1 protein-coding gene is annotated in these 398 nt (G+C 35.4%); it reads left to right on the top strand.

Annotation, left to right across the window (positions count from 1 at the left end):
- A partial coding sequence (locus ACYVTD_RS17495; protein WP_461248900.1) for a helicase-related protein occupies nucleotides 1-398 on the top strand: 398 nt, incomplete at both ends.

Below are 398 nucleotides of genomic sequence, written 5' to 3'. Positions count from 1 at the left end.
GTAGAGAACGTTTTGCTTTACCCAAGAACGATCCTAGGGCTTTTGATATTTTACTATTTACTGAAGTTGGCTCAGAAGGGTTAGATTATCAGTTTTGTGATACTATTGTCAATTATGATTTACCATGGAATCCCATGCGAATTGAGCAACGTATTGGGCGTATAGACCGCCGTGGTCAAAAAAGTGACGTTGCTCATATTTATAATTGTATTACAAAAGATACGATTGATGAAGAAATTTACGAGCGATGTTTAAAAAGAATAGGGATATTTGAAAACAGCATTGGTGATTGCTCAGAAATACTTGGAGAATTGGCAAGATCTATCGAAGAAATTATTCTTGATCCTATATTAACAAAAGAAGAAAGGGAATCAAGGCTCGAGCAATTGGCTGATAAT

This window comes from Treponema sp. R6D11 (assembly GCF_054786075.1).
This window is presented reverse-complemented; position numbering and strand designations above follow the sequence as displayed.